This window comes from Candidatus Methanoprimaticola sp. MG2 (assembly GCF_047501175.1).
Classification (GTDB): Archaea; Thermoplasmatota; Thermoplasmata; order Methanomassiliicoccales; family Methanomethylophilaceae; genus Methanoprimaticola.
In genome coordinates this window covers 52,551-76,649 of the sequence record NZ_JBEQWH010000005.1, presented here as the reverse complement: position 1 = coordinate 76,649, position 24,099 = coordinate 52,551, and the positions used below count along the sequence as shown (strand labels likewise).

17 protein-coding genes and 1 pseudogene are annotated in these 24,099 nt (G+C 60.7%); 14 read left to right on the top strand and 4 right to left on the bottom strand.

Annotated elements, in window-relative coordinates; all coding sequences use genetic code 11:
- Positions 1 to 2 precede the first annotated feature (2 nt).
- Positions 3 to 836 (top strand): MBL fold metallo-hydrolase, encoded by an 834-nt coding sequence (locus V5D86_RS05165; RefSeq protein ID WP_414595631.1) that lies wholly within the window; start codon positions 3 to 5, stop codon positions 834 to 836.
- On the opposite strand, the gene V5D86_RS05160 is transcribed toward V5D86_RS05165, so the two are convergent.
- The 3 genes from V5D86_RS05160 to V5D86_RS05150 are packed head-to-tail and all read right to left on the bottom strand — an operon-like array spanning position 800 to position 3,622.
- Positions 800 to 1,921, bottom strand: coding sequence for a hypothetical protein (locus V5D86_RS05160; RefSeq protein WP_414595630.1), 1,122 nt, complete (start codon positions 1,919 to 1,921; stop codon positions 800 to 802). The genes V5D86_RS05165 and V5D86_RS05160 overlap by 37 nt on opposite strands.
- Positions 1,918 to 3,009 (bottom strand): hypothetical protein, encoded by a 1,092-nt coding sequence (locus V5D86_RS05155; RefSeq protein WP_414595629.1) that lies wholly within the window; start codon positions 3,007 to 3,009, stop codon positions 1,918 to 1,920. Before V5D86_RS05155 ends, V5D86_RS05160 begins: the two co-directional genes overlap by 4 nt.
- Complete coding sequence (locus tag V5D86_RS05150; RefSeq protein ID WP_414595628.1) at positions 3,002 to 3,622, bottom strand: SIMPL domain-containing protein; 621 nt, start codon at positions 3,620 to 3,622, stop codon at positions 3,002 to 3,004. Before V5D86_RS05150 ends, V5D86_RS05155 begins: the two co-directional genes overlap by 8 nt.
- A gap of 265 nt (positions 3,623 to 3,887) precedes the next feature.
- Here V5D86_RS05150 and V5D86_RS05145 point away from each other — a divergent pair, with 265 nt between their 5' ends.
- The 3 genes and pseudogenes from V5D86_RS05145 to amrS all read left to right on the top strand — a co-directional run bounded on the left by V5D86_RS05145 (position 3,888) and on the right by amrS (position 7,568).
- The gene (locus V5D86_RS05145; protein WP_414595627.1) at positions 3,888 to 5,582 is read left to right on the top strand and encodes an AAA family ATPase; all 1,695 of its coding nucleotides are present in this window, start codon (positions 3,888 to 3,890) and stop codon (positions 5,580 to 5,582) included.
- A gap of 56 nt (positions 5,583 to 5,638) precedes the next feature.
- Positions 5,639 to 6,490, top strand: a pseudogene (gene thiL / locus V5D86_RS05140) (thiamine-phosphate kinase); the annotation flags it as partial.
- A gap of 67 nt (positions 6,491 to 6,557) precedes the next feature.
- Positions 6,558 to 7,568, top strand: a complete 1,011-nt coding sequence (gene amrS, locus V5D86_RS05135; RefSeq protein ID WP_414595626.1) for an AmmeMemoRadiSam system radical SAM enzyme — start codon at positions 6,558 to 6,560, stop codon at positions 7,566 to 7,568.
- Here the strand turns inward: amrS and V5D86_RS05130 are convergent.
- The gene (locus V5D86_RS05130; protein WP_414595625.1) at positions 7,533 to 8,384 is read right to left on the bottom strand and encodes a hypothetical protein; all 852 of its coding nucleotides are present in this window, start codon (positions 8,382 to 8,384) and stop codon (positions 7,533 to 7,535) included. The two genes, amrS and V5D86_RS05130, sit on opposite strands and share 36 nt — an antisense overlap.
- A 127-nt stretch (positions 8,385 to 8,511) precedes the next feature.
- Here V5D86_RS05130 and V5D86_RS05125 point away from each other — a divergent pair, with 127 nt between their 5' ends.
- The 10 genes from V5D86_RS05125 to V5D86_RS05080 all read left to right on the top strand — a co-directional run bounded on the left by V5D86_RS05125 (position 8,512) and on the right by V5D86_RS05080 (position 23,950).
- The gene (locus tag V5D86_RS05125; RefSeq protein WP_414595624.1) at positions 8,512 to 10,107 is read left to right on the top strand and encodes a mechanosensitive ion channel family protein; all 1,596 of its coding nucleotides are present in this window, start codon (positions 8,512 to 8,514) and stop codon (positions 10,105 to 10,107) included.
- A gap of 149 nt (positions 10,108 to 10,256) precedes the next feature.
- Positions 10,257 to 10,679 (top strand): Lrp/AsnC family transcriptional regulator, encoded by a 423-nt coding sequence (locus tag V5D86_RS05120; RefSeq protein ID WP_414595623.1) that lies wholly within the window; start codon positions 10,257 to 10,259, stop codon positions 10,677 to 10,679.
- A gap of 5 nt (positions 10,680 to 10,684) precedes the next feature.
- A complete protein-coding gene (dapA, locus tag V5D86_RS05115) occupies positions 10,685 to 11,557 on the top strand; it encodes a 4-hydroxy-tetrahydrodipicolinate synthase (RefSeq protein WP_414595622.1) in 873 nt (290 codons plus the stop codon).
- A complete protein-coding gene (gene dapB / locus V5D86_RS05110; protein ID WP_414595621.1) occupies positions 11,554 to 12,333 on the top strand; it encodes a 4-hydroxy-tetrahydrodipicolinate reductase in 780 nt (259 codons plus the stop codon). The genes dapA and dapB overlap by 4 nt, the downstream gene beginning before the upstream one ends.
- On the top strand, positions 12,330 to 13,685 hold the full coding sequence (locus V5D86_RS05105) for an aspartate kinase (RefSeq protein ID WP_414595620.1): 1,356 nt from the start codon (positions 12,330 to 12,332) through the stop codon (positions 13,683 to 13,685). The genes dapB and V5D86_RS05105 overlap by 4 nt, the downstream gene beginning before the upstream one ends.
- The gene (gene lysA, locus V5D86_RS05100) at positions 13,685 to 14,941 is read left to right on the top strand and encodes a diaminopimelate decarboxylase (RefSeq protein WP_414595698.1); all 1,257 of its coding nucleotides are present in this window, start codon (positions 13,685 to 13,687) and stop codon (positions 14,939 to 14,941) included. Before V5D86_RS05105 ends, lysA begins: the two co-directional genes overlap by 1 nt.
- Positions 14,938 to 15,771, top strand: a complete 834-nt coding sequence (gene dapF / locus V5D86_RS05095) for a diaminopimelate epimerase (RefSeq protein ID WP_414595619.1) — start codon at positions 14,938 to 14,940, stop codon at positions 15,769 to 15,771. Before lysA ends, dapF begins: the two co-directional genes overlap by 4 nt.
- Before the next feature lie 2 nt (positions 15,772 to 15,773).
- A complete protein-coding gene (locus V5D86_RS05090; RefSeq protein WP_414595618.1) occupies positions 15,774 to 16,934 on the top strand; it encodes an aminotransferase class I/II-fold pyridoxal phosphate-dependent enzyme in 1,161 nt (386 codons plus the stop codon).
- 534 nt (positions 16,935 to 17,468) lie between these two features.
- On the top strand, positions 17,469 to 17,738 hold the full coding sequence (locus V5D86_RS05085) for a hypothetical protein (protein WP_414595617.1): 270 nt from the start codon (positions 17,469 to 17,471) through the stop codon (positions 17,736 to 17,738).
- A gap of 407 nt (positions 17,739 to 18,145) precedes the next feature.
- On the top strand, positions 18,146 to 23,950 hold the full coding sequence (locus tag V5D86_RS05080; protein WP_414595616.1) for a beta strand repeat-containing protein: 5,805 nt from the start codon (positions 18,146 to 18,148) through the stop codon (positions 23,948 to 23,950).
- Positions 23,951 to 24,099: the final 149 nt, after the last annotated feature.

Here is a 24,099-nt window from a genome sequence, read left to right as displayed (position 1 = left end):
GCATGGGCTTCCGCATCACTTTCCTCGGTACCGGTGGTGGACGCCATACTACCATGTACCAGACCCGCTGCACAGGCGGGTTCCTCATCGAGCACGACGGGAAGTTCCTGCACGTGGACCCCGGGCCCGGGGCGCTCGCCCAGATGCAACGGATCCGCTACGACCTCACCAGGACCGACTCCGTTATAGTGTCCCATTGCCACCCGGACCATTACTCCGATGCCGAGAGCGTCATCGAGGGGATCACCAGGGGAGGATGGGTGAAGCGCGGCTCGCTCTACGGCTCGAGGACCGTCATGGAGGGTTCGGGAGGCCTTGGACCTGCCCTGTCCAGATACCATCTGACACTCCCGGAGCGCACGAGGGTGTTCGAACCCGGCGATGTCCTGGACGTGGACGGCATGCGGACGGAGGTCTGTGTCGCAAAGCACAGCGATCCCACGAACGTCGGGTTCAGGTTCGATACCGGGAACGGGACCCTATCATACGTCAGCGACACCGAGTACTCGGACGAGATCGCCGACCAGTACAGGGGCTCTAGGGTGCTCCTTCTCCCGATCACAACACCCTCCGGGAACCGCATAAGATACCACATGTGCACGGACGATGCCATCTCCTTCGTCGAGAGGGTGAGACCCGAGCTGGCGATATTCGTCCATCTCGGAGTGGTGATCCTGAGGAAGGGCCCGGACGCACAGGCGAGGATGGTCGAGGATGCCACCGGCGTGAGGACGATGGCGGCCGAAGACCTCATGACGCTCGATATAGGCGACGAACTGAGGCTGGGGAAGGCGGAGACTCACGAAGAACCGTGGATCCCCGACTCCGCACCCTGAACCGGATAGAACCCGGCAGTGCCCCAGAGCGTCGACGTCCCGAAGAACCTGTCACCGCTGGTCAGGTACCCCACATGAATCTGCTTCTTCGTCGTCTCCACCGCATAGTACACCGTGGACGAGAGAGGACCTGTGCAGGATCCCTCCACAGGCGTGTGCTTCGCGAGGCTGAACACGTTGTACGGGTTGACGAGACGTCTCTCGGCCTCGGGGACATCGACGAAATTCTCCAGTGCGACGCCTGCGTACACATGGCCACTGTGCCCTCCCATCGCAGCGTCGTATCCGGCCGCAATAAACAAAGCGCATGCGAGAGCCGCGGTGTCGTCGCAGTCCCCGTACTGGAGTACCAGCGTCTCCAGCGGCCTCGCCCAGTATTCGTCGAGACCGTACAGGGAATAGTCCTCCCCGCGGTACACGTCATCGACCGACACCCTGGACGGGTATGTCACGGCGACCTGCGGCAGGGATGCCAGGAAGTCCGCGTAGGCCTGTCCGTCCTCCGGGTCCCCTCCGATCCTGACGAACTCGGCACGCATGGAGCTCTCCAGACCCCTTATCGAATCCGTCACCTCGACAAGCTCCGGAAGCTCCGCGAACAGGTACTTCCGGTCCTCGCGGTTGTACTCCATGCTGCGGGAGCGCTGCTCGGAGACCTCCCATGCATCTATGACGTAGTCGATAGAGATGCGATGCGTCACGCCTTCGAAGATGTAGTCCCATCCCATGCTCCTGGATATCGTCCCCGGGACCGTGATGTCGAACACGGTCCCTCCCGCATCCACGCGATACATCCCCGGATCGAGATGTATGGACGTGCCGAACGACGCGGTCCCCTCGTTCGGGACCCATTGGTACCCGACCTTCACATAGGACGTGTCCAAGAGGTCCGTGATGTGCCAGTCCACCTCGCTGTCGGTCGACACCGTGCCTTCCGACAGGTCCACCAGGATGCCTTCGGGGAAAGTCTGCTCGGGATCCGGGACGTCGTCCGGACCGGCGACATTGAAGAAGAGCGCGAGTGCGAGCCCGGCGAACGCAATGACCGCGACCAGCGCCATGATCGTGGACGTCGCGTTCCTCATGAGCTCACCGCCACGGGTGAGACGCGGTCCGCGACGACGACCTCGGCGTGCGTCTCCTGGTCGAGGTATCCCACGGGCCAATGGACATCAGTGGTCTCGCAGAAGTAGAGGTTCATGCCGGTGGCGATATGATGCTTCACCGTCAGTCTGAGGTCAGGGTCGTCGAACGGGGGCGTGAACATGTCCAGTGCGACCGCCGACACCATGTGGCCCTCGAGGGCCAGCACGGCCGCCCCGTATCCCGCGGAGGCGAAGAGCGCGGCGGACAGGAACGATGTGTCCTCGCAGTCGCCCATCCCGAAATGGATCGTCTCCAGGGGGTATGCCCAGTATTCGGACTCCCCGTACACGAGGGTGTCCGAATGCGTCCCCTCCCCGATGAGGTCGGGATACTCGATGCAGGACTGGACGAACGACAGCAGGTAGTCGGCATACGCCTGGGTGTCGTATTGGACTGGCTGACGGACGCGCTCGTACTCTGAACGGAGCACGCTCTCCATCGCCTCGACCGTCGGGTCCACGACGGCGAACCTGGAGTCCTCCAGGCCGGGATCCTGGTGTCTGACGGCATCCGAATCCGCATACGACAGATAGTCCGAGAAGGAGTATTCCAGGGATACGGAGTATGTGTGATCCCTCCCGTCGCTGGCGGTCTGCGTCCACTCGTACGTGTTCCGCACCGTGCCGTCGAGGGTGACGGTCCCGGTACGTGCCAGATTGCCGTCGATGTACATCCTCACCTCATACCTCCCCGGTTCGCTCAGTGTCAACGTGCTGCCCTCGCGGACATCGTCGAATCCTCTTGGCTGATACCCTCCGTCCACCTTCACGTAGGCCGTCCCCTGTAGGTCCTTCAGTCTCCATTCGATGTCCCCGCCGCGGGTGTACGTCAGGGTGCCGACGCCGCCGTACTCGTCGATGACGATCCCGTCCGAGGCCATGGACCCGGACACCGTGAGGTCCCCCCTCGTCTCGATGCCCGGACCGTCGTCCGACATCACGAATGAGAATGACAGGACCGTGACCGTCGACACCACCGCGATGATCAGCACCAGCCGTGCTGCCTGCTCCGTACGGAGGTCACTCATCTATCGCCCATTCCATGGTCACGGAATCTGTGAACTCCTCGTCCTCAGGCGTGATGTCGTTGGCCATCGAACGGCAGAGCATGACTCCTCCATGGGACGGTTGCTCCCCGTAGGAGATCGATACGAGTTGCCCGAGCCTCACGCCAGCGGCGGAGGCCAGCGACTTCGCCTTGTGCCTGGCGTCCTTCACCGCCATGACGCGTGCGCTCTCCATGGCATCCGACGAGTCCGACACATAGTACTCGACACCGAACTGGGGGGCATCATCGCATGACGTCATCGCCTCCATGAGCTTTCCCAGGCTCCCGTCGTAAGCATCGGTGCTTATCGAGATCCCGTGATTGAAGGAGAAGCCATCGAACACGGTGACGCGCACGCCGTCCCTCTCCTCCTGCCTATACTCGGAATGGACCGAGAAGCGGGTCGTCTTCAATGAGTCCATATCGAATCCGGCATCCCCTATGGCCTTCTTCAGGGCGGTGACGGAGTCGGCGGCGGCCCTGACCGCATCGGCATAGACCTGCCGCTTCCCCTGGATGCTCCCCCTGATCCTTGCCTGGTCGGGTTTCGCATACGACACTCCGGTCCCGGTGACCTTGACGGTTCTTTCCATGAGGACATGAACGTCAGCATCCAGTTTAATCCTATGCGGAATGGCCTCCGCCTGAGAGAAGGTCGACACATCGTCTAAGCCGAGACCCGATGTATCCAATGTCGTGTGTGTAAGTGTTACAGCACACGTGTCCCGTTTAATAGGATGGGCCCGAGAGACCCCGTCACGCAACGTTCCGCATCCCGGAACGGGCGATGAGGGATAACAGATGAGGGAATACGATTTCAAAGAAGCTATTAAATCTATATTCGACAATCCAAACGACGTGAGGACTCTAGACACCGGCGGAGCGGGATTTCCCGACATGATCGATGAGGATATGCTCTATGTCGACAAGACGCTGCTCATAGTCGATATCCTCAGAAGAAATCATCGGGGAGCATTCCTATACACCCGTCCCAGAAGATTCGGGAAGACGACGAACCTCTCGATGCTGGAGGAATTCTTCGACATTAGGAGGGAAGGTACGAGGAGCTTCGACGGACTCGAGATCTCCCGGCCAGAATTCTCCAGATACGATGTGCACAAGAACGCGTACAACGTTATCCGCATGGATCTTAAGGATGTGAAAAGCTCTGGGAACGAAGGGATCATCGAGAGCATCGGATTCGTCATGAGCAGGGTGTATCGGGACTTCCACGAACAGATCGATTGGGATTCCATCAACCCTGCGGATGCAGAACTGTACAATCGTCTGCTCTTCAGAAAGGCGGATGAGATAGAGATCCGGCATTCTGCCCTCATCCTGTCCGAGATCCTCTACAGACAGAACGGCAAGAGGACGGTCTTCCTGATCGACGAGTACGATGCCCCGGTGACGAACTGCCTGGGGAAGGGTTCGTATGAGGCGACACTGGATCAGCTCTCGTCGTTCCTGTCGGCCACGCTCAAGAGCAACAGGTACCTCGAGATGGCGGTGCTGACAGGCATCACACAGATCAGCAAGGAGACCATGTTCTCGAAGTTGAACAACGTGATCGTGAACAGCATCGTCGAGGAGATGTCGGATGAAAGGTTCGGCTTCACCGAAGCGGAAGTGAGAGCGATCCTCGAGGAGGCGGAACATCCGGAGAAGTTCCCCGAAGTGAAGGAGTGGTATGACGGGTACCGCTTCGGGAACGCAGAGGTCTACAACCCGTACAGCATCATCAACTATGTCCTGAGGGGGTGCAAGGAGCCGCAACCGTTCTGGATCAACACGTCCACCGACATGCTCCTGCACAGGCTCCTGACGAAACTGAGCGAGGACAACGTCACGAAGCTCACGAGACTGGTCACCGGGAACAGCATCGTCGAAAGGATGGACATGCACATGACGTCCGACAACGTCACGGGATCGGAGGAGTCGGTATTCTCCCTCATGACGGCGACCGGCTATCTCAATGCAAGGAGGATCGAGAACGACCTGTTCGAGCTCTCCGTCCCCAACAAGGAGGTCATGCAGGCGCTGAGGAAGATCGTCAAAGGGATCATGGCGTCCGACGATGGGTCGTATGGCAGGTTCTGCAAGGCTGTGATCGAGAATGATGCCGAGACAATGCGGGACATCCTCGAGGGCATCCTCCTCGACAAGAGCATGTTCCATCTGCATCACGAGAACTCGTACGGCCTCGTTCTGACGATGGTCCTGGACGAGGTCTCCGGACAGTACGACATTGCGTACGAGGAGGAGGATGGCAACGGGAGGAGCGACATCGTCCTGAGATCGAAGGCATCGGACAGACCGAACATCGTATTCGAGCTCAAGAGGGTGAATGACGAGAAGGACCTTGTGACCGGTGCCGACGCCGCCATGAGGCAGATCCACGACCGCAGGTACTATGCGGGGATGACGGGGGACGTCATCCTCATCGGCCTGTCTTTCTGGAAGAAGTTCCCATACATTGTGTCAGAGGTCATCAACATGGAGAGGGACTGGAAGAGGCTAAGGCCGAATGCATCCGACGGCCCCCGCCCCTGAAACGGGAAGTCCCGGTGCACCGACAATCCTAATACGGCGATCCCGATAGACATCCAATGACCATGATCGGGGAGATCGGAGAACGCCAGCTCATAGAGGACTTCGGGACGTTCATCAAGAAGGAGGGGACGGTAGGCCCCGGGGACGACGCCGCGGTCCTCGGAAGGGACGTGGTGGTATCCACCGACCTGGTCACATTCGACAGGCACTTCCCCGCCGGCATGACGTACGAGCAGTTCGGATGGTACGCGGCGGCGGTGAGCTTCAGCGACCTGGCCGCCATGGGCGCCAGGCCCACCGGGCTCCTGTCGGCCCTGGCACTGCCGGGTGACCTCGACTCGCAGGCCGCATACGACATAATGAGCGGCATGAGCCAGTGTGCCGAGTTCTGCGGAACGGGGATAGCCGGCGGGGACACGAAGATAGGCCCCGGGGTCGTCGCAGGCACCGCACTGGGGTCCATGGACGGGAGGAGGCCCATGTTGCGCACAGGTGCGAAGGACGGGGACGTGGTCGCGGTCACAGGACCCCTGGGCGGACCTGCCGCCGGGTTCCTCTCCCTCGAGCTCGGCATCGATGCCGAGGATGCCCGCCAGTGCCTCTATGTCCCCATACCCAGGGTCGCCGAGGGCGTGGCCATGGCCGGGACGGGCGTCGTCACATCCTGCATGGACCTATCGGACGGTCTCGGGACCGCCCTGAACACGCTCTGCTCCGCATCCGGCGTCGGGATGGAGGTGGAGCTGTCGTTCATCCCCCACGGACCGTGCGTGGACGAGATCGCGGAAGCCTCCGGCAAGGACGTCAGGGACCTCCTCCTCGGATGGGGAGGCGAGTACGAGCTGGTGTTCACCGCGGACCAGGACAGGCTGGACAGATTGTACGACGCCGAGGTCGAGTTCTCCATAATCGGGATCGTCAACGACACCGGCGAACCGCACCTCGTGGACGGGGACGACAGGACGGTGATCCCGTATGGCGAATACCGAGCGCGTCGAATCCGCATTCTACACCAGGGACGGCGACACGTACGTCTGCGGACTGTGCCCCCATGGGTGCAGGATAAGGGTCGGGGAGTACGGCAGGTGCGGGTCCCGCAGGGGGGACGAGGACATGCTGGTCGCATACTCCTACGGGAAGGTGTCGTCGCTGTGCGTGGACCCCATGGAGAAGAAGCCGCTGTTCCACTACAGGCCCGGCGGGAGATGCTTCTCTGTGGGCAGCGTCGGATGCAACATGAGCTGCAGGCACTGCCAGAACTACGCGATATCCATGCTCTCCTCCGGGAAGAAGAGGAGCACCTACAAGTCCCCCGCGGAGCTCGCCGCGATGTGCAGGCACGAGAAACAGGACGTCGTGGCGTTCACGTACAACGAACCCGTGATCTGGTTCGAGTACATCCGCGACATCAAGAGGCTGGACCCGGACCTGAGGGTCGTCCTCGTGACCAACGGCCTCGTGAACGACGGACCGCTGCGCGAGCTGTGCTCCATGACCGATGCCATGAACATCGACGTCAAGGGATTCACGGACGAGTTCTACATGCGCATATGCGGCGCCCATCTGAAGGATGTGCTGAGGAGCGCCGAGACCGTCCACGATGAGGGCGTCCATCTTGAGCTGACGTACCTGGTGATCCCCAGTCTGAACGACTCCGAGGATGAGATCGAGGCGTTCTGCGAATGGGTCAGGGACAGCCTGTCCCCCGACGTGCCTGTGCACTTCACCAGGTTCCACCCGGACAACGAGATGACCGACATCCAATGGACGCCCGTCGAGACCGTGCTCAGATGCAGGGAGATCGGGATGGGATGCGGCCTAAACTACGTGTACGTGGGCAACACCCTGACCGACGAGGCGGACGACACGTTCTGCCCGGGATGCGGCAAGGTGGTCATAAGGAGGCTCGGATACCTGGTCGACATCGTCGGCCTGGACGGCTGCGAGTGCTCATCGTGCGGACACCGCATAGACATCAAGATATGACAGAGGGTCCCCGAGCAGCACTGTCGCGACGAACGCCGCGGTCAGCGACAGTATGAACGGTACCGCAGGGGTCACCCTGATCCGTTCCACACCGTTCTCCCTGCAGTATTCCAGGATGTCCGCCGCATCGTCGGGGGAACCGCGATGCGGGACCCCTGGACACCTGGGGTCCTCCACAGGCCAGACGAAGACGGGGTCAGCGCCGGACACGTCGACGACGTATGACGACAGCGACCCGCGCCCCACATGCCCGTCACGGACGTTCCTGAGAAGCATCATGAGCGATCCCGACAGGGTCAGCGCCAGGGCCATGAGCAGCGCCGCCACGGCAGGCACCATCATCACCGGACCGGGCTCCGACAGCGGGAGCGGGAGGCACGGATGGACCGATGTCGACGGGAACGCCATCGCCACGGACATCAGGAACTTGATGTCGGCACCTCCGACGACCACCTTCGACATGTACAGTGCCAGGAAGGACAGGTACAGGGCCGGCACGAGCGCGACCTGCGACCCGACGGGACTGCCGGAGAGTGCCGGGACCACCAGCGACAGGACTGCCGGCACCAATATGGCGAAATGGACATCGGACAGCATGTAGACCGTCAGGAGGGACGCCCCGACGGCATAGGCGACGGCCGCATACGGGTCCGAATGGGACAGCACCACCGCCTCCGCTGACACCCCCGAAACGCACAGGACCAGCCAATGGCGGTCCGACACATGCCTGGTCCTGACATCGGACACCGATGCGGACACCATCACCGCGATCGCGATGACCAGCCTGACGGAACATGCTACATCCTCCGTGACCATACGCGGGATCTCTGTCCTCCGGGACTATTTAACGTCTCATGCGCCCGTCATATCTGCCCATCCTTCTTTCAGGCTACGGAAAACTTCGCTCTGCATGCGTTATATATAAAGAGCAGATGCAACCCGTATGAACATGAAAAGAGCGATGGCGATCGTCGCGATTCTTGCGGTCGCCGTCACGCTTACGCCGTTCCTGTCGACGGACTCCGACGCTCTGACGGAGGAGGACGTTGTGGTCATCACCGCGGACGGCAAAGAGGTCTCCATAGACCTCGACAGCGGCGAGAGCAAGACCGTGAAGCTGTACGTGACCAACAACACCACGGACGACCTGAGCCTGACCGTGTCGGTCAAGGAGCTGCACAAGGACCTCACTTGCACGACCGAGGTCCTCGTGGACAACCCCCTCGGGCTTATCGAGGGCGCCGACACCGGGAACAACAAGGCCCTGGTGAACGTCACCTTCACCGCCGAACAGTACGCTGACACCACGAGCACAGTGGCACTAATCGTCCTGAACTTCGTGGATGTGGAGAGCCAGGAGACGATCGCCGTGACCGAGGTGGCGAATGTCGGCATAACATCGACGTTCACCTCCGGCGACTCCTACAACAAGTTCTTCGGCATATTCCCCAACACCCTCGGGGAGCCCTTCAACTCCGCCGGGGTGACGGCGGTCATCACGTTCATCCTCTGGATCGTCCTGACCATCCTGGTCGCGGAGATCGTGATCCCCCTCCTCACCCGCCTGGTCGGAACGAGGAAGACGGACAGCGAGAAGAAGTCGCTGACGAAGAAGCTAACCACGACCATAACCGCGCTGATGATCGTCATGGCCGTGAACGAGTGCGCGCAGATCATGGGTCTGGACTCCGAGCTCGTCCACGGCATAGCGGCCCTGTCCAGCGTGATATACGTGCTCCTGACGGCCACCATCGCGTGGCAGGTCTATCTGTTCATCGTCACCGCGTTCCTCAGAGGGGTCGACGAGAAGGTCGACCTGGACGGAATGGACATGTCCCTGCTCCCCCTGTTCAAGATGATCGGGAAGGTCGGCATAGGGCTGTTCGTCGTCGTCGCCGTCCTCGGGGCCTTCGGTGTGGACCTGGCGGGCATACTGGTGAGCGCCGGTGTGGTCACACTGGGGATAACGCTCGGGGCGCAGAACACCTTGAACCAGTTCTTCAGCGGAGTGGTCCTCCTGGCCACGCGTCCGTTCAAGAAGGGCGACTTCGTGATGATCAACAACACCACGTACATCGTCCGCAAGGTGAAGCTGATGTACACCGAGTTCCTGAACTGGGACAAGGACCAGATCGTCACCATCCCCAACAACACCGTGTCCTCCGCCACCCTGGTCAACCTGACCAAGGAGTACCACGGGACCCGCGTGTTCGCATTCGTGGACGTGGCGTACGACTCCGACCTGGAACTGGTCAAGAGATGCCTCGAGGCCGCAGGGATGAAGCATCCCCATGTCATCAAGGACGGCTCCCGCACCCCTCCGAGCGCGAGGCTCGTCGGGTTCGGAGCCTCCGGGGTCTCGTTCAGGCTGGCATGCTACGTGGACGACTACGACGACAGCTCGCACTACTGCGGACAGATCAGGGAGCTCATATTCAACGAGTTCCGCGACGCAGGGGTGGAGATCCCGTTCAGCCGCATACAGGTCGACATCCTATCGGACGTGGAGGACAACCGCAAGGGCGGGTCCTCCGCATGATTCTGCGAAATCCGCAGAACACAAACCTCTTACCCCTTCTTTATCGCAATCCTGTTGCGGATATCATAGGTCGGACCGCGGTTTTCCCCATTAATTAAATATATATGCGCGGTACGGGGCGTATACAGGCGCCCCCGCCGGGTGATCAGATGATAGACAACCTCGACAAGAAGATCATAGAGCTGCTGAAGAAGGACTCCCGCTGCCCGTTCGTGGAGATAGCGAACCAGCTCGGCGTGTCCGAAGGGACCGTTCGCAGCAGGGTCCACAAGATGAGCGAGGAAGGCATCATCAGGGGATTCACGATAAAGACCAGCTCCAGGAACGTCAAGGCATTGGTGGAGATCAGCATCGCGGTCAACACGGACACGCAGGAGATCGCCAAGGAGCTGGCGGGATACGACGGGGTCACCGAGGTTTTCGAGGTCACCGGTGACCAGGACATCATCGCCATCGTGGACGTGGAGTCGTCCCAGCACCTTAACGACATCATCGAGAGGGTCAGAAGGTACGACAACATCCTGAGCACCAGGACAAGGCTGATACTCAAGGAGCATTACGGGGAGGTTTGAGAGATATGTTCGCAGGTACGGGAACCGCGCTGATCACGCCGTTCAAGAAGGACGGGGAGGTCGATGAGGAGGCGCTGAGGCGCCTTGTGGACTTCCAGGAGTCCAATGGGGTCGATGTTCTGCTTCCCTGCGGGAGCACGGGCGAGTCGGCGATGCTGGCACATGACGAGCACCTGAGGGTTCTGGAGATCGTCAGGGACCAGGCCAAGAGGGCGAAGGTGCTCGCCGGTGCCGGGAGCAACTGCACCCGCGAGGCGGTGATCCTGAGCAAGAGCGCCCAGGACATCGGGGTGGACGGGATCCTGTCCATATCCCCGTACTACGTCAAGCCCACGCAGGACGGCATATACCGTCACTACTCGACCATCATGGACGCGATAGACATCCCCATGATCATCTACAACATACCCGGGAGGACCGGGTCCAACATCACCCCCGACACCCTGATGCGCCTCGCGGAGATCAACGGCATCGCCGGCGTGAAGGAGGCCAGCGGCAACGTGGCACAGATCCAGGAGATCATCATGCGCAGGCCGAAGGGTTTCGAGGTCCTGAGCGGCGACGACGCCCTCACGCTCGCACTCGTCGGGCTGGGGGCCGACGGGGTCATATCCGTGGCGAGCAACTGCTGCCCGGGCATGGTGTCCGAGCTGGTCAGGAACGCGAGGTGCGGCAACATGGACGCCGCCCGCGCGATACAGGCGAAGCTGCTCCCGCTGTTCACGGCCCTCTTCGTGGAGTCCAATCCGATACCCATAAAGTACGTCATGGGCGGGATGGGATTCGGCAACGGCGAGCCCAGGCTTCCCCTGACGCCGCTGTCCGAGAACGGAAAGAGGAGGCTCGACCCGGTCCTCGAGGGACTGGGCATAGCATGACCACGAGGGTGGCCGTCGGAGGCGCGACCGGGAAGCTCGGACGGATGGTCTGCGACAAGATCGCGGAGTCGTACGACCTGGAGCTTACCGGGGCGGTGGTCTCCGAGGACGGCGGTCACGTGGGCGAGGCGATCCACGGCGTAACGGCCGTGGGCCCGGACGGCCTGGACGAGGTCCTCAGGGGATGCGACGTGTACGTCGACCTCACGACGCCCGCAGCGGCGTCGGCGGCCATAGCCAGGGTGCCCCGCTCGGGGGCGAACCTCATCCTGGGGACCACCTCGGTGGACCCGGACGCCCTGGAGGAGATGAGGAGGAACGTCGAGGACTACGGGACGTCCGCGCTCGTGTCCGCCAACTTCGAGATAGGGGTCAATGTCTTCTGGAAGGTCTGCGAGGTCCTCGCACGCTACCTTCCCGAATACGACGTGGAAGTGGTGGAGTCCCACCACGACCGCAAGATGGACGCACCGTCCGGGACGGCGATGGAGGCCGTCAGGAGGGTGCAGTCCGTCACAGGAGTGGAGAACGTGGAGTTCGGGCGCCATGGCGTCACCGGGCCCCGCGGAAGGGAGATCTGCATCCACTCCATAAGGGCGGGGGACATCGTGGGAGACCACACCGTCATCTTCGCCAAGAATATGGAAAGGGTCGAACTGACCCACAAGGCAATTTCAAGGGAGGCGCTCGCCGACGGATGCCTCGAGGCCATCAGATGGATGGCGGACAGGCGCGACGGCAGGGTGCACAACATGAGTGAGGTGCTTGGTCTATGATCACGGTAATGAAGTTCGGCGGCACGAGTGTGGGATCCGCCGAAGCTCTGAATAGAGTCGCGAACATCGTATCTAACACGGAGGGCGACAGGGTGGTCGTCGTATCCGCGATGTCAGGGATAACGAACTTCCTGGTCAGCGTGGTGGACAACCCGCTGATCGATCCCGACGGCATAATCGAACAGTTCTCCAACAAGCATCTCCTCACCGCGTCCCAGCTGTTCGACGGTGAGGTCATGGACGAGTTCAGGGCGGAGTTCGACGTCAGGATGGACGGATTCAGGAAGGCCCTCCTGGCCGACCGCGAGAACGCCTACTACAAGGACTCGATGGTCTCCCAGGGGGAGAGGTTCTCCTCGCTCCTCCTGGCGTTCCTGCTGAAGAGCATGGGCCTCAAGTCCGTGGCGCTCACGTCCGAGGAGGCGGGGATCATCGCGGCCGGACGCCCCGGCAACGGGTCCGCGGACCTGCTGAACACGGCCATCGGGATGACCATGAAGGTCAAGCCGCTGCTGTCCATGGACTTCATCCCCATAATCACGGGATTCTACGGGGCGGACGCCAACAAGCAGCCGATCACCTTCGGCCGCGGCGGGTCGGACTACTCCGCCGCCGTCGTCGCGAACTCGATAGACGCCGACATGCTGGAGATCTGGACGGACGTCGACGGATTCATGTCCGCCGACCCCAGGATAATCTCCGATGCCAGGAAGATCCCCGAGATGAACTTCGGGGAGGCCGCAGAGCTCGCGTACTTCGGGGCGAAGGTCCTGCACCCCAGGACGATCGAGCCGGTCAGGCTCAAGCACATCCCCCTCAAGGTGAGGAACTCGTTCAAGCCGGAGGAGCCCGGGACCCTGATCCACCACCTGAGGAAGAGCACGTCCGAGATGCTGCGCTCGGTCGCGGCCAAGACGGACCTCTCGATCATCACGATCAGCTCCGCGGAGATCGCGTACCGCCCCGCGATGGTCGCCAGGATAATAGACAAGATAGCCGACATCAACGTGATCATCTACTCGATCTCGACGTCGCTCTCCACGGTCGCGTTCCTCGTCCACAACAACGACGTGAAATTGACCCTGAGGCAGCTCAACGGCCTGAACGGCGGGGACATCGAGAGGATCGACGTGAAGAACGACGTGGCGCTCATCTGCGCCGTAGGTGACAACCTGCTCGACAAGTGCGGCGTGTCCGGGGACATCTTCAGTGCCGTCAAGGAGGCCAACGCGAACGTGGAGATGATCTCCGAGGGGGCGTCCGACGTGTCCCTCAACTTCGTGGTGCCCATGAGCAAGGTGATAGACGTCGTGCGCGTGCTGCACGAGAAGTTCATCGGTGATAAGGAATGATGAGAGAGTTCCCGTCCCAGGACGGAATCATGATGATCGGCGGCAAGTCCGCCGTGGAGATAGCCGACGAGTTCGGGACGCCGGTGTACGTCACGGACGAGCAGAGGCTCAGGGAGAACTACCGCAACGTCTACGACGCGTTCTCCAGGTTCATGGACACGAGGATCCACTACGCGTGCAAGGCGAACACCAACCTCGCCATCCTGCGCGTGCTCGAGCAGGAGGGCGCGGGGATCGACGCGGTGTCCATCGGGGAGGTCCTGACCTGCCTCAAGGCGGGATTCACCCCGGACCGCATAATGTACACCGGCGTGAACGTTTCCGACAGGGAGCTCAGGGAGGTCGCCGAGACCGGCGTGATGATCAACCTGGACTCCGTGTGCGAGATGGAGCGCCTCGCCGAGATCGCGCCCTGCTCTGACGTATCGTTCAGGATCACGCCCGGGGTCGGGTCCGGGCACAGCGCCAAGGTCACCACCGGGAACAAGGGCGCCAAGTTCGGGATCCCGCTGGACCAGGTCATAGGCACCTACGCCAGGGCGAAGGACCTGGGATTCAACATCAAGGGCATACACGCCCACATCGGCTCCGGCGGACAGACCGTCGAGCCCTTCATGGACATGATGGAGGTCCTCATCGAGCTGGTCAACGAGATCAAGGGCCTCGGCATAGACCTGGAGTTCATCGACATGGGAGGGGGCATCGGAGTCCCCTACATGCCCCAGGAGGAGGAGATGGACGTCGGCGAGCTGGCGATGAACCTCACGGACATGATCCAGGAGGAGACCGACATCGAAACGATAGTGCTCGAGCCGGGAAGGTACATCGTGTGCGACACTACGGTGCTCCTGACCCGTGTGAACGACATCAAGGACACCGGCGTCAAGAAGTACGTCGGTGTGGACGCCGGGTTCAACACCCTTGTCCGCCCGACGATGTACGACTCGTACCACTACGTGGCCCTCGCCAACAAGTTCGGCAAGGCCTGCACCGACAAGTACGACGTGGTCGGACCGATATGCGAGTCCGGCGACTACATCGCGCACGACAGGGTGCTCCCCGACCCGAGGGTGGGGGACATCGTCGCGGTGTACAACGCCGGGGCGTACGGGTTCTCCATGTCCAGCAGGTACAACTCCAGGCCGGTGTGCGCCGAGGTCATGGTCAACGACGGCAAGGCGGAGCTGATACGCGAGGCGGAGACCTACGAGGACCTCTGGAAGCACCAGATCATCCCGGAGAGGCTCAGGCGATGAGGTTCTGGAAGTACCAGGGGATCGGGAACGACTTCGTCCTGGTGGACGGGACCGCCGGCGACCTGGCGATGGATGCGGAATGGTGCAGGAGGGTCTGCGACCGCCACTACGGCGTCGGGGCGGACGGCGTCCTGTACGTCATGCCCGGCGAGGGCACCGACGTCACCATGAGGATCATCAACGCCGACGGCAGCGAGGCGGAGATGTGCGGGAACGGGATCCGCTGCGTCGCCAAGTGGTGCGTCGACTCGGGGACCGTCGGGAAGGACGAGTTCACCATACACACGCTGGCCGGCGACCTGAGGGCGGAGACCTTCAGGAAGGACGACGGCACCGTCGGGACGGTCAGGATAGACATGGGCGCGCCGATACTGGACGCCAGGTCCGTCCCGGTCGACCGTGACGGACGGTTCATAGACGAGCCGTTCGACGCCGACGGCGTGCCGATCAGGGCGAGCGCTGTGTCGATGGGGAACCCCCACTTCATAACGTTCACGCCGCTGACCGATGAGCAGGTGGACCGCCTGGGGCCCGTGTTGGAGAGGCACCCGTTCTTCCCCCGCAAGACCAACGTGGAGTTCTGCAGGGTCGAGGACGGGAAGATACACATCCGCGTCTACGAGCGCGGGGCGGCATGGACCCTCGCCTGCGGGACCGGCGCGTGCGCGACGACGACCGCGGCGGCCCTCATCGGGCTGGTCCCGTTCGACACCGCGGTGGACGTGCACCTGCCAGGCGGGTGGCTCAAGATAACAGTGGACAAACAGCTTAGATACGTCCTGATGGAAGGGCCGGCGGAGCTGGTCTTCACGGGAGAGACGGAGGAATGACAATGAACTACGAACAGGCAGAGAGACTCAAGCAGATCCCGCCCTACCTCTTCGTCAGGCTGGAGCAGCTCTCGGCCGCGAAGAAGGCGGAGGGATGGGACATGATCGACTTCGGCATAGGGGACCCGGACCTCCCCACCCCCGAGGAGATCGTCGACGAGATGTGCGCGCAGGCGCGCTTGAACGAGAACCAGAAGTACTCCTCATCCCAGGGGTGCAGGTCGCTCCGCGTGGCCGTCGCCGACTGGTACAGGAAGCGCTTCGGGCTCGACATCGACCCGGACAAGCAGGTGTGCATCACCATCGGGTCGAAGGAGGGCATATTCAACATCGCCCAGGCCTTCGTGGACGAGGGCGACACCATCATCGCACCCTCGCCCGGATATCCCGTGTACTCTGGCGCTGCGACCCTCTTCAACGAGGCCAACTGCGTCAAGGTGCCCCTCAGGCCCGAGAAGGACTGGCTCCTGGACGTGGACGAGTGCCCGAAGAACGCGAGGATGCTCTATCTGAACTATCCCAACAACCCCACCGGCGCGACCTGCGACCTCGAGTACATGAGGAGGGTCTACGACTGGTGCCAGGAGAACGGGACCATCCTGTGCTTCGACGCGGCGTACTCCGAGATGTGCTACGACGGGTACAGGGCGCCGTCCATCCTCCAGGCCGGACCGGACGCCATCGAGTTCGGGTCGTTCTCCAAGACGTTCTGCATGACCGGGTTCAGGCTGGGATACGCGGTCGGGAACCCCGACCTCATCGCCGGGCTGACCAAGTGCAAGGGCCAGATCGACTCCGGGGCCCCGATATTCATCCAGAAGGCCGGGGAGAAGGCGCTGTCCCTGTACGGGGAGAATGGGGAGACCCCGAAGTGCGTCCTCGACAACATGGACGTCTACGCCGAGAGGCGCAGGGTGCTGGTCGAGGGGCTCCGCGAGCTCGGGTTCGACTGCGTCATGCCCAAGGGGACGTTCTACGTGTGGTTCAACTGCGGCATGTCGTCGTTCGAGTTCACCCAGAAGATGATCGACCTCGGGGTCATAGTCACTCCCGGGTCGGGATTCGGCGAGTCCGCGGACGGGTACATACGCATGACCGTCACCGAGCCCGTCGAGAGGATCAGACTGGCCCTCGAGAGGATGAGGCGCGGATCCTACCAGTGAACGCGGGACGAACCCGCGGTCCGGGGCTGCGAGCCGATCGCGCCCCCTCCCCTGGTCCCGGCGATACGCCTCTCGAGGCGGGAAAACACCTTACCTTCTAAATTCCCGATCGCCATCGGACATCCTCCGTGGAGCCGCGTGTCGTTGGGACGGCAGCCTGAGAGATGCGCTGGGGGCCCTGTGCAGAGATGACGCGCATGATGGGTCCGCCCAGAGGATCGGACGGGATGACCCGAATATCCTTTGGGATCTGACGATCCCCATCCCGGCTTTTCATTTTTCAGAAGATGAGAGACGATGAGATATTCGTCCGAACCCGACCGGCGGGTTCGCCGAGGACCTCGAAATCCGGGACCTCGCGTCAGGTGTCGGGATGGGTTCGTCGGGGCCCTGCCGGGCCCCGGAAAGGTTTCCCGTCCGATCCCTCGAACCGATCGGACCCTCACGGACGATGCCATCCGTTCACACTCTGCGACCACCGATTCGGGATCGAGAACCCCTTCCGCCGTAAGGTCCATAAGCTCCAGCAGCGCAGTGAGTGCCAGTCCCTTCGATGTCAGGGACCAGTACTTGGCCGTCCTGCGGGTGCCTTCGACCTCCCTCCTCGAGCAGGACACGAATCCGCAGTCCAGAAGGTTCTGGAGCTGGATGGACGTCTGCTGTGGGTTCGGGAACACGTCTTCGCGCAGGTCGATCTCCTTCGAACAGCCGTTGTGGTGGAGATACATCAGTGCGGCGATGGACCTTTTGCGCTCAAGGACCTCGATCATACGCTTCCGGCATCCGGTCGCATCCTCGGTCTGAGAGCAGTCGACGCTCATGCTACCACTGTTCCATACTATAATTGTAGCCAACAGTATTTATAGAATATCTAAACCTGGATGGATTGTCCACGACCTGTGACGGATAAGTGTAATCATGAGATCACCGAACCCGTGGCAGGAATCGACCAGGTGTCCATCGAAAGGTCGGGCTCGGGGCCCGGGCTCTGATCCCTTATGCTCAGATCCCGAGCATAGGCATGGGATATCGGCCGGGACGTCAACAGGGACGGAATCATGCCGATAATCTCACACTTCCTCCGAATTCCCGACGGTCTCGGGTTTATATCGAGGATGCATCGACGCGATCGGACACGGGAAGCTATGGTCTGGAGAGAGGCCGAGGCGTCCGGAGTGTCCGGTCACCGGAGAAGATCCGGAGGAATACACATGAAAACGAACAAAATGGAAGTCACGGGGGGGGGGCAGTGCAAGCTCAAACTCCTCGCGGCTGTCGCCGTTCTGGCGATCGCGTTCGCTGTGTTCGCGGCTGTACCTGCAGTCGCCGAGGACAGCGATGCTGCGGATGGGGCATCTGTTATCAAAACAGAGGCTGACCTCACCAAAGCTATTGAAACAGCGAATTTTGACATAAAATTAGGAGATGACATAGAGCTTACCAATTGGCTCACGATCTCCAAGAAAGGGACTCTCGATCTGGGCGAATATACACTTTCGTCCAAAGCCGAGGGCGGACGCGTGATGTACATCACCAACAGTGGAGAACTCACGCTCAAAGCCTCGGGATCGGGAAAGATCTTCAGCGATTCATCCAATTACACCGATGACAAAGGTACGGAGAGAGCTGCCGCCGTTGTCAACGTGAGCGCGAAGGAGAACTCGACCGGGGGCATACTCAACATGGTCTCCGGTAAGATCGAGTCCGATGCCTACGGTGTCGCGGTCTGGTCCAACGGGACCGCCAACATATCCGGCGGGACCATCGTCGCCGGAGCCAGTACCGTCTCCGGGAACGGGACACAGAGCAATTGCAAGGTGAACATATCCGGCGGGACCTTCACATCGACGGGATCCCCTGCGATATACTGGCCCAGCTCCTCGAAGCTGGACATCACCGGCGGGACCTTCACCGGAATCGGTGGGTTCGACATAAGGAACGCCGAGGTCTCCATAAAGAACGCGACTGTGAACGTCAGCTCCGTGGACACGAAGGAGCAGGTCGTCGGAACCGATGGACCTGCCAGCTTCCCCGTGGGAATCGGAATCTATGGATGGCAGAACGGTAAAGCCTACGGGAACCCGGATGTCACCATCGAGAACGTCACCATAAACGGAGACAGGATCTGCGATGTCTACTTCGGAGTCCTCAAAGGCGGAGACGAAACCACCGCTACCAAGGATTTCAAAACTGCGACCAGCGTAACTGGAATCACCAATGTCAACAAGACCACCATGTCCCTGACGATCAAGGAGGGTGGGTCCGAGAAGTTCAAGTTCAACGGACTCTCCGCCACTGCCGGGACCGCTCTGATGCTAGACCTCGGCAGTTCTATCACCGCTCTGGAGAGCTCCGTCTTCAACTGCGATGTCGCAGTGGGCGGGACCAACGTCGTCACCATCGGTGCAGCTACCGCAGGCGAAGATGGAATTACGATCTCCGAGGGATCAGTCGTCATCGAAGGAAAGATGACTGCCACTGATACTCAGATAAAGATCGAGGCTGCCAAAGGGGACGTCAAGATCGGAGACCTCGAGATCACTTCCGGAAACCTCACGCTGAAGGACACCGAGATCATCGGGAACCTCACAGCCACGACCTCCACGATCGCCGTGGACGGTGGAGTGACCGTCGCTAAAGACAAGAAACTCGATGTCAAGGGACTTACAGTCAATGCCGATGCGATGCTCGTGAACAATGGAACTATAAGTACTGCGGATGCACCCCAAATTACAGGTAACATCTATGCTACCAGTGGGTCCACCACGACCCTCCCTGCCTCCACCAACGATACCAACATCGTGAAAGAATCGGGAGCTACCGTCACTGTTAACGATGAAGATGCAGGAAAGGATGTGTCTGAAGTTGGAAAGGTAACTGCAGCGAACTTCGGAGCCCTCGAGGCACTCTGCAATGCCGGGGTCGCAAAGATCGAACTGAGTGGATCGACCGCGATTCCTGTGACTGCCGATCTCCGCATAAAGGACACCACCACCCTGTATCTCGCAAGTGCAGCACTCTCCATTACCAGTGGAGTGACCCTGACGAACGACGGAAAGATTGTCAGCGGTTCGGCACCTACGACGGGTACAAGCGGAGACGACATCGTCTTCGTCAATGGAACCTTCGTCAACAACGGAGTCCTCGAGATCGAAGGAAATCTCACGGTTCCTGTGGAATGCAAGTTCTTCAACAACGAGACGATGACCATCACCGGGACCCTGACCGTGCTCGGAGAGTTCGAGAACTCCGGGACCCTGACCTGCACGATGAAAGATGCCAACGATACGGACTATGCGATCGTCGTCGGGAACGGAACCGCGAAGTCACTTTTCGAGAACTCCGGGCTCCTCTACGTTGCGAACGACATTGAGGTCAAGAACACCGCGAAGTTCGAGAACTCCGGGGCCATCGCCGCTGGCGAGGATACTAACGGTGACAAAGCCAGTGCCAACGACCTCATCATCTCCGGAGCAGGAACCTTCGAGAACATCGGCAAGGGAGTCGTCGGATTCGCCGTCAACACCTCCACCGTCATCGGTGTGGCATACGACGTCGAGATGACCGTCGACATCACCCAGGACACTACCTACGGAACCCTCCAGAACGTCATCGTCCCCGAGGGCAAGACCCTGACCATCCAGAGGACCGCATCCCTGACAATCATGGGGAAGCTGATCGTCTACGGAACCCTCAACGTCGAGGGCAACCTGGTCATCGCATCCAGCACCGGAGCCTCCATGGAGGTCGCCGGTACCGTCAACATCGTCAGCAACAAGGACCTCAAGGGAACCATCACCATCGGAAGCGCAGCTGAGACGGGACACCTCGTCGTCGATGCCGGAGCGAAGCTCGCGGCCCAGGACGGGACCACCCTCGACCTAGCCGATGGATCCGTCGTCGTCGACGGTGCCCTCGAGATGCAGACCGGAAGCATCCTGAAGTCTGCGGTCGCCACCGACCTGAAGGCCGAGACGAAGGACGTCAAGGCCAACGGTATCGTCTTCTCCAAGGACGCTCAGGTCGCACTGAACGGAATCTTCAACGGAACTGTCGAGATGCTCAACTTCGGATCCGTCGTCGTCGACAACGGAGCCAACACCAAGGCCAGCAAGGCCGGGGCCTTCGAGATCCAGCTGGCATCCGCCGACGCCAACGTCGTGATCAAGTCCATCATCCTCATCGACAAGACCGACAGCGCGAAGGTCACCGACCTCGGAATGGTCGTCAAGGCCAGCAAGGACGGCAACGTCACCGTCACCGATGCAGACGACAATTCCGTGTCGTTCTCCAAGAGCCAGAGCAACACCGTCACATACACCATCCTGACCGGGGAGCTGACCATCGCAGAGAAGGTCTCCTCGAAGAAGGTCGACGGAAAGGTACAGTACACCAACGCGATGGACGTCTCCGGACAGGTCTCCGCCGCCAACAAGTACAGCGAGACCGTCACTGTGTACGACACAGCATACAACACCGGAGTCTCCTTCATCGGAGGCGGAGTCCAGACCGTCAGCGATAACGAGACCGTCTCAAAGGTCACCGGAGGGATCACCGTAGAGGGAGACCTCATCCTCGGAGCCTGTGTCGCCCTGACCAACGGCGGATACCTGTACGTCAACGGCAGCATCGCCAACGACGGCACCGATGCACAGCAGATCGTCAACAACGGCACGATCACCGTCCTCGGGCTGATCACCTGCTCTGCGGAGATCGACAACAAGGGAACCATCAACGCCGCTTCCTACGTCATCAAGAACACCGTCGAGAAGAAGGTCATCACCACCTACTGCTACGCATCCTTCGAGACCGCCGTCGAGGCGGTCGCCGATCCCACCAATGAGAACACCCTGAAGGGAATCGTCCTCATGGGCAACAACACCGTCCTCAACAGTCTCGAGGTCCCCGCAGGGGTCGCCGTGACGTTCGAGGGGAGGCCCTATGACGGCGACACCGCGACGAACGTCCTGTTCGTCGGTGACTCGAAGCACAGGGACGTCATCCTCACCTTCGCCGACGGCGCGACGATGACCACCACCGGGAAGGGACAGGTCGATGTCGATGCGACCCTCACCTTCGCCGACAAGAACGATGACGAGACCCAGGGCACCATCTCCGATGTGAAGGTCGAGTCCGAGGCCAAGGATGGCCCCATCACGTACACCAACATCTACTACGCACTCGGAGAGGCCGACGACGGTGACGTCGTCACCGTCACCAGGACCACTGGGACCGTCGACATCACCCAGAGTCTCACCGTACCTGCCGGGGTCACCCTCGTTGTCCCCGACAACGCGACGAACCTGAAGGTCTTCGACGGAATGACCCTGACGATCGACGGCACCCTGGTCACCGACCTCGAGATCCTCGCCGAGCACATCTTCAGCACCACCGCGATGGACGTCCCCGCAGCAGGCACTACCGCTGCGAAGGAGTCCAGCGTCATCGTCGTCAACGGGACGCTCAAGATGAACTCCGTCCTGGGATTCGCATACGGGGCTGACACCGCGAACAACAGATTCGTCGCTCCTGTCGCCGGAGCGTACTACGAGATCGACGGATACGACTACGTCTCCACCCTTGCGATCGCAGTCTCCCAGGCAGCGGTCGCGGAGTCCGACATCGTCATCAACGGAATTGTCACCGCCGGAGATATCGAGTTCACCGGTACCGACAACTGTTCCAGCATCATCGTTAGCAACAGCGTTGTCTACGGAATGGACGAGAAGCCCGTCTACACGGCCCTCTCCGTTTCCTCCCTGAAGATCATCGACGGGGCACTCGTTGCTACCGGTGGGTTCAACGGAACCGTCAATGTCTCTGATGCCGCGTTTACCGCATCCAAGGTCGCCGGAGTCACCGTCACGGACGATGAGACCAACGGAATGGTCATAACCGGAACCATCGACGAGAGCATGGGCACCAAATTCGGCGAGGCATCCGCTTCACTCACCGCAGGAACCGCAGTCATGAAGGGAACGTCCCAGTACGTCGATTTCACGGTCGCCGCCGGAGCGACCCTCGTGTCCGACGGGGCCAAATTCAATGTCGAATACAGCATCGACTACGAGCCGTCTGGAATCCTTTACATTGATGGCGCCGTCTCCGTCGCATCCGCCAAGAACCTGGACGCAGGAATCGTCGTGATCAACGACGGCGGATCCCTGTCCGTCGCTGCCACGACCGAGACCACCGCGCCTGGGGTCGCAAAGATTGAGTACCTCTTCGTCGGCCTCGACTTCGAGGATGTGTACACCCTCGGCGCCGCAGCATCCGTCAGCGGACCTGTGACAGTCACCTATGCGGCCTATGTCGCTGCCGGATCCACCGTGGACGAAGTAGCCCAGAAGATCATGGACGCCAAGCCCCACACTGAGTTCTTCATCGAGGACTCCCTCTGGATGACCGTCTATGACTTCACGACATACAACACGATGTACATCGACCAAATCCAGAAGGCACCCGTAGAGAACGCAGAGTTCGACGGTGTCTGGAAGAACGAGAAGGGTGAGGACACTGAGAACATCGATGTGAAGATCGGACAGAAGGACTGGACCATCGCCAAGGCGGTCATAGACTACGACATCTACACCGTCTACGTCTACGCCAACGAGGGTATCGCCAACATCTACATCGACGGAAACGCGATGGAGAAGGGACTCATCCCCTCCGACAATGGAATCTTTGCGAACGGATTCTCCCTCAAGGTCTCCGCAGGCGAGCACGAGATCACCTACGACCTGACCAACGGATGGACCGGTTCCGCCGTGTTCAAGGTCAACGGCGATGCCATCAACGGCAACAAGTTCACCACCACCGGGACCCCTGGGGAGGCTGACACCGTCCTGAAGTACACCATTCAGATCAGCGGTCTCGAGAAGTCCGGATACGTACCCGACGCACCCGACAGCAAGGATGACTCCAGCATGGGAATCACCGACTACCTGCTGATCATCCTCGTCGTCCTCATCGTCGTCATGGCCATCATCGTCGCCATGAGGCTCATGAGGAGCTGATCGTAAACGAACGATCGAGAAAGAACAATCCCAATCACCTGAAACGACAAACCCCGGAGGTCTGGAAGGACCTCCATCCTCATTTCCACCAAAGGAAAGGAGAAATGATCCGGCGCGCCCGACGAACCTGAACAGCAAACAGCCATCGG